Annotated in this window: 7 protein-coding genes; all 7 read right to left on the bottom strand. The window is 70.4% G+C overall.

Annotation, left to right across the window (positions count from 1 at the left end; genetic code table 11):
- Window positions 1–7: 7 nt before the first annotated feature.
- A complete protein-coding gene (locus ACI2K4_RS34255) occupies window positions 8–511 on the bottom strand; it encodes a shikimate kinase (protein WP_404517333.1) in 504 nt (167 codons plus the stop codon).
- On the bottom strand, window positions 511–1,689 hold the full coding sequence (aroC, locus tag ACI2K4_RS34260; protein WP_404517334.1) for a chorismate synthase: 1,179 nt from the start codon (window positions 1,687–1,689) through the stop codon (window positions 511–513). The genes ACI2K4_RS34255 and aroC overlap by 1 nt, the downstream gene beginning before the upstream one ends.
- 443 nt (window positions 1,690–2,132) lie before the next feature.
- Window positions 2,133–2,975 (bottom strand): aldo/keto reductase, encoded by an 843-nt coding sequence (locus ACI2K4_RS34265; RefSeq protein WP_404517335.1) that lies wholly within the window; start codon window positions 2,973–2,975, stop codon window positions 2,133–2,135.
- A 130-nt stretch (window positions 2,976–3,105) separates the two neighbouring features.
- Window positions 3,106–3,930, bottom strand: coding sequence for a shikimate dehydrogenase (locus ACI2K4_RS34270; protein ID WP_404517336.1), 825 nt, complete (start codon window positions 3,928–3,930; stop codon window positions 3,106–3,108).
- On the bottom strand, window positions 3,927–5,132 hold the full coding sequence (gene mltG, locus ACI2K4_RS34275; protein WP_404517337.1) for an endolytic transglycosylase MltG: 1,206 nt from the start codon (window positions 5,130–5,132) through the stop codon (window positions 3,927–3,929). Before mltG ends, ACI2K4_RS34270 begins: the two co-directional genes overlap by 4 nt.
- On the bottom strand, window positions 5,129–5,593 hold the full coding sequence (gene ruvX, locus ACI2K4_RS34280; protein WP_404517338.1) for a Holliday junction resolvase RuvX: 465 nt from the start codon (window positions 5,591–5,593) through the stop codon (window positions 5,129–5,131). Before ruvX ends, mltG begins: the two co-directional genes overlap by 4 nt.
- 87 nt (window positions 5,594–5,680) lie before the next feature.
- Window positions 5,681–7,105, bottom strand: a 1,425-nt coding sequence (locus ACI2K4_RS34285) for an alanine--tRNA ligase-related protein (RefSeq protein ID WP_404517339.1), incomplete at its 5' end; no start/stop codon positions are given.

Raw genomic sequence — 7,105 nt, forward strand, 5'->3', positions numbered from 1 at the left:
GCGTCGGCTACACCTTGAGCAGTTCGAGGATCTCGTCGGCGACCTGCTCCGGCGTACGCCCGTCGGTGATCACGGTGTGCGCGGCGACCTCCTGGTAGAGCGGTCGCCGCTGGTCGAGCAGGTATTTCAGGGTGGCGCGCGGGTTGATCGCGAGCAGCGGTCGACCGGCGCCGAGCCCGACCCGGCGGATCGCGTCGGTCAGCTCCACCGACAGGTAGACCACGGTGTGACCGGCCAGCGCGGCCCGGGTCGACTCGGCCAGGATCGCACCGCCGCCGAGCGCGACCACGCCGTCGAACTCACCCAACGCGGTCAGCACGGCGTCGCGTTCGAGGGTACGGAAGTGCTCCTCCCCCTCGTCGACGAAGATCTCCGGGATCGGCTTGCCGGCGGCGGTCTCGATGTCCGTGTCGGTGTCCCGGAACCCGACACCGAGCAGGGCGGCGAGCGCCTGCCCGGTGCTGGTCTTGCCGGAACCGGGCGCGCCGACCAGGATGCAGACGGGGGCCATCAGCGGATCACCAGGTGGTCCAGGTAACCGGCCAGGTTCCGTCTGATCTCGGCGATCGAGTCGCCGCCGAACTTCTCCGTCGCCGCCTCGGCCAGCACCAGCGCCACCATCGCCTCGGCGACCACCGCCGCCGCCGGGACCGCGCAGACGTCGGACCGCTGGTTGATCGCGGTGGCCGGTTCGCCGGTGGTCACGTCGACCGTGGCCAGCGCCCGGTTCAGGGACGAGATCGGCTTCATCGCGGCGCGTACCCGGAGGGGTTCTCCGGTGGTCATGCCGCCCTCCAGGCCGCCGGCCCGGTCGGTGACCCGGCGGACCCCGGTCGCGGTCGGCACGATCTCGTCGTGCGCGACCGAACCCCGGGACCGGGCCTGGAGCCAGGCGTCGCCGATCTCCACCCCCTTGATCGCCTGGATCGACATCAGCGCGGTGGCGAGCCGGGCGTCGAGCTTGCGGTCCCACTGCACGTGGCTGCCGAGCCCCGGCGGAACGTTGTAGGCGAGCACCTCGACGACGCCGCCGAGCGTGTCCGCGTCCTTCTTCGCCGCGTCGACCTCGGCCACCATCCGGGCGCTCGCCTCCGGGTCCAGGCAGCGCAGCGGGTCGGCGTCGATCCGCTCGGCGTCCTCCGGCCGGGGTTGCAGGCCGGGCTTGGCCGCGACCGAACCGAGTTCGACCACGTGCGAGACGATCTCGATGCCGAGCCCCTGCCGGACCAGCGCCTTCGCCACGGTGCCGACCGCGACCCGGGCTGCGGTCTCCCGCGCGCTGGCCCGCTCCAGGATCGGCCGGGCGTCGGTGTGACCGTACTTCTGCATCCCGGCAAGGTCGGCGTGACCGGGGCGGGGACGGGTCAGCGGGGCGTTCCGTGCCTGCTTGGCCAGTTCCTCCGGGTCGACCGGGTCGGCCGCCATCACGGTCTGCCACTTGGGCCACTCGGAGTTGCCGACCCGTACGGCGACCGGGCTGCCCAGGGTGACGCCGTGCCGTACGCCGCCGATGATCTCGATCTCGTCCCGCTCGAACGACATCCGGGCGCCCCGGCCATAACCGAGCCGGCGCCGGGCCAGCTCCCGGATGATCTCCTCGCTGGTCACCTCGATCCCGGCGGGCACCCCTTCGAGGAGCGCGACGAGGGCCGGGCCGTGCGATTCACCCGCGGTCAACCAGCGCAACAAGGCAGCGAACCTTTCCTTCTACTGTCCGTCTTCGTTCGTCTTGTCCGTCTTCTGTCCGCGCTCGTCCGGGCCCACCCGGCCCATCCGGGCTCATCCGGGCCGGGGTGGTCGTGAGCCGTCGGCGAGGTGGCCGGCGGACGTCAGTTGCCCAGTCTGGCACGCACCCGACCCGCCCCGGGGTAACCCCACCCCCGTCCCGGCCTGCGGACCCGGACCGGCCGCAAACCGACCGCAGACCGACCGCGAACCGGCCGCCGCTCCGGAATGTATGACGCGGATTTCCTCTACACGAAAAAACGTGTAGCTACATGCTTTTCCATGTACGTCCCGACCGAGACACACGCTTTTCCGCGTACGTCCCGACCGAGACACTGGCCCGCCGCCCGGGGCGGGCCAAATGCCCCGACACCCTCACCCCAGGTCGCCCGCGCCGGTCGGCGCGGTCAGTGGCCGACCGTGTCGGAGTCGTCGGCCGTCTCCTCGCCCCGGTCGAGGGCGGAGAGCGCGGCCACCTCCGACGGGGTGAGCTGGAAGTCGAAGACCTCGATGTTGCTCCGCATCCGCTCCGGCGAGGTGGTCTTCGGGATCGGGACCAGCCCGAGTTCGAGGTGCCACCGGAGCACGATCTGGGCCGGGCTGCGACCGTACCGCTGCGCGATCTCGGTCACCGAGGGGTCGGCCAGCAGGTCACCACCCTGGCCGATCGGCCCCCAGGACTGGGTCACGATGCCGTGCTCGCTGTTGTACGCGCGGGACGCGTCCCTGGTAACCTGCGGGCTCAACTGGATCTGGTCCACGTCGGGGGTGACACCGGTCGCGGCCAGCACCCGCTCGATGTGCGCCGGCTTGAAGTTGGACAGGCCGATCGCCCGGACCCGGCCGTCGGCGAGCAGCTTGGTCAGCCCCTCGTACGCCTGGACGTACCGGTCCTGCCACGGCATCGGCCAGTGGATCAGGAACAGGTCCAGGTAGTCGACGCCGAGCCGCTTCACACTGTCGTCGAACGCCTGCTGCGCCTCGCGTACGCCGTGCCACTCCCCGTTCAGCTTGCTCGTGACAAAAAGCTCCTCCCGGGGTACGCCGGACGCCCGCAACCCTCGTCCGACGCCCTCCTCGTTGCCGTACTTGTAGGCGGTGTCAACCATGCGGTAGCCGATCTCGATCGCCTGCGCGACGGCGACCTCGGCCTCGGCGTTCGACATCGGCCAGGTCCCCAGGCCGATCTGCGGGATCGCCGCGCCGTTGGCGAGCGGTCGGGTCGGTGCGATGGCAGCCGGTGAGTTCATGTCCAGTCTCCTGCGCTCGGAATTCGCGCCGAGGCTACCCCGGCGATCTTCCGACCTAACCGACCGGGCGGAAACTGTGAGCAGGGTTGGCCCGCCTGTCCAACCGAGGCTCGGCCCGGACAGAGCCGGATCAGGAACGGGCGGCGGTAAGAGCGGTGCGCATCGCCGACACCGGTGCCGGTACGCCGGTGAAGTGCTCGAACTGGCCGACCGCCTGGGCCAGCAGCAGGTCGAGCCCGGAGACGATCCGGCAGCCGGCGGCAGCGGCCGAGGCGGCGAGCGGGGTCGGCCACGGGTCGTAGAGCGCGTCGAAGAGCACCGTCGACGGGGTCCAGTCGACCTGCCCGGCGATTCCGTCGGCGACACCCTTCGGCACGGTGGAGATCACCACGTCGGCCGTGGTGTGCTCGGTGGCCTCGGCCCAGGTGCCGGGCGCCAGCGCGACACCGAGCGTCCGGGCCGCCGGACGCAGCTCGTCGACCGCCTCCGGGCGCCGGGCCACCACGGTCACCCGCTTGGCGTCGAGTTGGGCCGCCGCCGCCAGGGCCGCCCGCGCGGTGCCACCGGCGCCGAGCACGGTGACGGTGGCACCGGCCGACACACCGGCCGCCCGGAGCACGGTCGCCATGCCGGGAACGTCGGTGTTGTCGGCGTACCAGGAGTTGTCGGGGCGACGTACCAGGGTGTTGGCGGCACCCACGGCGGCGGCGACCGGCGAGACCTCGCCGGCCACCGTGAGCGCCGCCTCTTTCAGCGGCATGGTCAGCGACAGCCCGGCCCACTCGGCGCCGAGGCCGGCCACCAGATCCGGTAGCTCGGCCTCGGCGCACTCGATCGCCGTGTACGACCAGCCGGTCAGCCCGGCCGCCGCGTAACCCGCGTTGTGGATCACGGGCGAGAGCGAGTGCGCGATCGGCTTGCCGAGCACCGCCGCCCTACGCCCGAACTCCGTCATGAAATGATGCCGGCCTGACGTGACTTCTCCTCGTTGCGCAACTGTTCGTTGTACGTCTCGGCGAATGCCGAATGGCCCTGCTTGTCGATCGCCACGAAGAAGTACCAGTCACCGGGCGGCGGGTCCATAGCTCCCTGCATGGCGAGCTTGCCGGGATTGTTGATCGGCGTGGGGATGAACCCCTTGAGCTTGCGGTTGTACGGGTTCTTCGGGTCGTCCATCTCGGCCTGGGTCATCTGGTCCGAGGTCTTGGTCGCCTTGCCCTGGACTTCGAGCCAGTAGTTGACCGTCACGTCCATCTCGAAGCACTCGCACGGCACCTCGCCGTTGGGCTTGAACAGCCGGTTGTAGGCGACCCGGGCGACCTTGCCGAGATCGTCGGGATTACCCGCCTCGGCCTGCGCGAGCGACGCCACCACCAGTGCCTCGTAGGGGGTGATCCCGCCCCGCTTCTCCTGCACCACGTCGGTGAACTTGATCTGTCCGGCGACGGTCAGGAATCCCTGGACCATCTCCTTCAGAATGCCCTCGGCGGTGGCGTTCGGCGGCAGGTCGTAGGTGTCCGGGAAGAGGAAGCCCTCGATCGACGGCGCGACCTTCTTGTCCTCGCTGCGCTTGAACCAGTAGTCGGGCACGCCGAGCTTGAGCGGATCCTTTCCCGCCGCCTCGAAGTCCTTCACCGGGATCTTGGTGGTCTCGGAAAGGATCTTGTAGACCTGCTTCGCGGTGCGCCCCTCCGGAATGGTGATCTTGTTGGTCACCTTGCTCTTCGCGTCGAGCAGCAGAGCCAGCGCGGCTTCCGCCGACATCTGCTTGCGGACCTGGTAGAAGCCCGGCTGGAGTCCCTTCGCCGCCGCGTTCTTGTCGGCCGCGTCGACAAACGCCTTACCGCTCTTCACCACTCCGGCGGCGAGCAGGGTGTTGCCGACGTCCGCGAGGAAATCACCGTCCTTGACCTCGATCATCACCTGCTCGGTGCCGGTGCCCTCGTAGTCGGGCGCGCCGAACAGGCCCTGGACCCGGTCGAAGCCATACCAGACACCGCCGCCCAGCACGCCGAGCAGGACGAACGTGAGCAGCAGGGCGACAACCGTCTTTCCCCGGCCGCCCTTTCCCTTCCGATTCGGATCGCGTGCGCCGCCGCGGCGGTGCTGTCCCTTCTCCCCCCGCTCATCGAACGCGAGCTCCAAGTCGTCGATCATCTGGTCCGCCTCCGCTGCGCGTCTAGCCAGCTCTGCAGGATCTCCACTGCGGCCGCCTGATCGACCACAGCGCGTTGACGCTTTCCTCTGACGCCCCGCTCGGACAGCCTACGGGTAGCCACCACCGTCGACATCCTCTCGTCCGTGAGAGTCACCGGAATGGGGGCGACCACGTCGGCCAGTCGGGCCGCGTACGCCTTGGTGTGTATTGCCGCCGGCCCGTGCGCACCGGCGAGATTCACCGGCAGACCCACCACGACCTCGACACTTCCGTGCAGTTCGACGAGACGGGCGAGTTCGGCGATGTCCGCCGGAACCCTGTCGTCGTCGTCGCTGGCGAGATCACGGGCCAGGGTGACGAGCGGGGTGGCGAGAATGGCGTCCGGATCGCAGACGGCCACACCCACACGCACCTTTCCGACGTCGACGCCGAGCCGTACTCCGGGCGAGAAATGCCCCATACCGATTGACCTCCCCTCGCTGCATACGGAAAGCAGACCGCCATGGTTCACGATCTGACCACGGCGATCTGCTTCCGGACAATCACATCACGCCTCGGCGATCGTCTTCTCCACGGTGGCGACCAGGTTCGGCGCCTGCTCCGCCGGCACGCCGCCGCCCTGCGCCAGGTCGGCGTTGCCGCCACCCCGCCCGGAGAGCGCCGCCTTGACCAGGTCACCGGCGGCGAGGCCACGCGCCTTCGCCGCCGCGTTGAGCGCCACCACCAGCGACGCCTTGCCGCCGGAGCGGGCGGTCACCGCGACCACCGCCGGACGGGCCGGGTCGATCTTGCCCCGGATCTCCTGGGCCAACGTACGGACGTCGTTGCCGGCCGCACCCTCCGGCGCCTCGATCCCGACAAAAGCCACACCACGTACGTCCCGGGCGCCGGCCGCGAACGCCGCCGCCCCGCCGAGCACCATCTGCGCGCGGAGCTTCTCCAGCTCCTTCTCCGCGTCCCGGAGCTGGGACACGGTCTGCTCGACCCGGTCGGCCACCTGGTCGTTCGGCACCCGGTAGAGATCGGCCAGCCGGGACACCAGCAGGTGCTCCTTGGCCAGGAACTGGAACGCGTCGATGCCGACCAGCGCCTCGACCCGGCGTACGCCGGAGCCGATCGAGGACTCGGAGAGGATCTTCACCAGGCCGAGCTGTCCGGAACGGGCGACGTGCGTACCGCCGCAGAGCTCGCGGGCGTAGTCACCGACCTCGACCACCCGGACCTCGTCGCCGTACTTCTCGCCGAAGAGCGCCATCGCGCCGAGCCGCCGCGCCTCCTCCTGCGAGGTGATGAAGGCGTGCACCTCCAGGTCCGCCAGGAGCACCTCGTTGACCTGCTGCTCGACGTCGGCGAGCACGCTCGGCGACACCCCGGTCGGGGTGTTGAAGTCGAACCGCAGCCGGCCCGGCGCGTTCAGCGAACCGGCCTGGGTCGCCGACTCACCGAGGAAGTGCCGCATGGTCTGGTGCACCAGGTGGGTCGCGGTGTGCGACCGGGAGATCGCCTTGCGGCGGGTCACGTCGATCTCGGCCAGACCGGCCTCGCCGCTGCGCACCTCGCCCCGGATCACCCGGGCCCGGTGCACGATCAGCCCGGGGACGGGCTGCTGTACGTCGAGCACCTCGACCTGGCCACCACCGACGGTGATCAGACCCAGGTCGGGCTGCTGGCCGCCGCCCTCGGCGTAGAACGGGGTGGTGTCGAGCACCAACTCGACCGTCTCCCCCTCACCGGCGACCTCGACCGGGGCGCCGCTCCCGCCGAGCAGGGCCCGGACCTTGGACTCGCGGCTGACCTCGGTGTAGCCGGTGAAGGTGACCGGCCCGCCCTGGTCCAGCACGCCCCGGTACGCGGAGAGGTCCACGTGTCCGGTCTTGCGCGCCTGCGCGTCGGCCTTGGCCCGGGAGCGCTGGTCGGCCATCAGCCGCCGGAAGCCCTCCTCGTCGACCTTCAGCCCCTGCTCCCCCGCGAT

Source organism: Micromonospora sp. NPDC050397, from assembly GCF_044901685.1.
Classification (GTDB): domain Bacteria; phylum Actinomycetota; class Actinomycetes; order Mycobacteriales; family Micromonosporaceae; genus Micromonospora_G.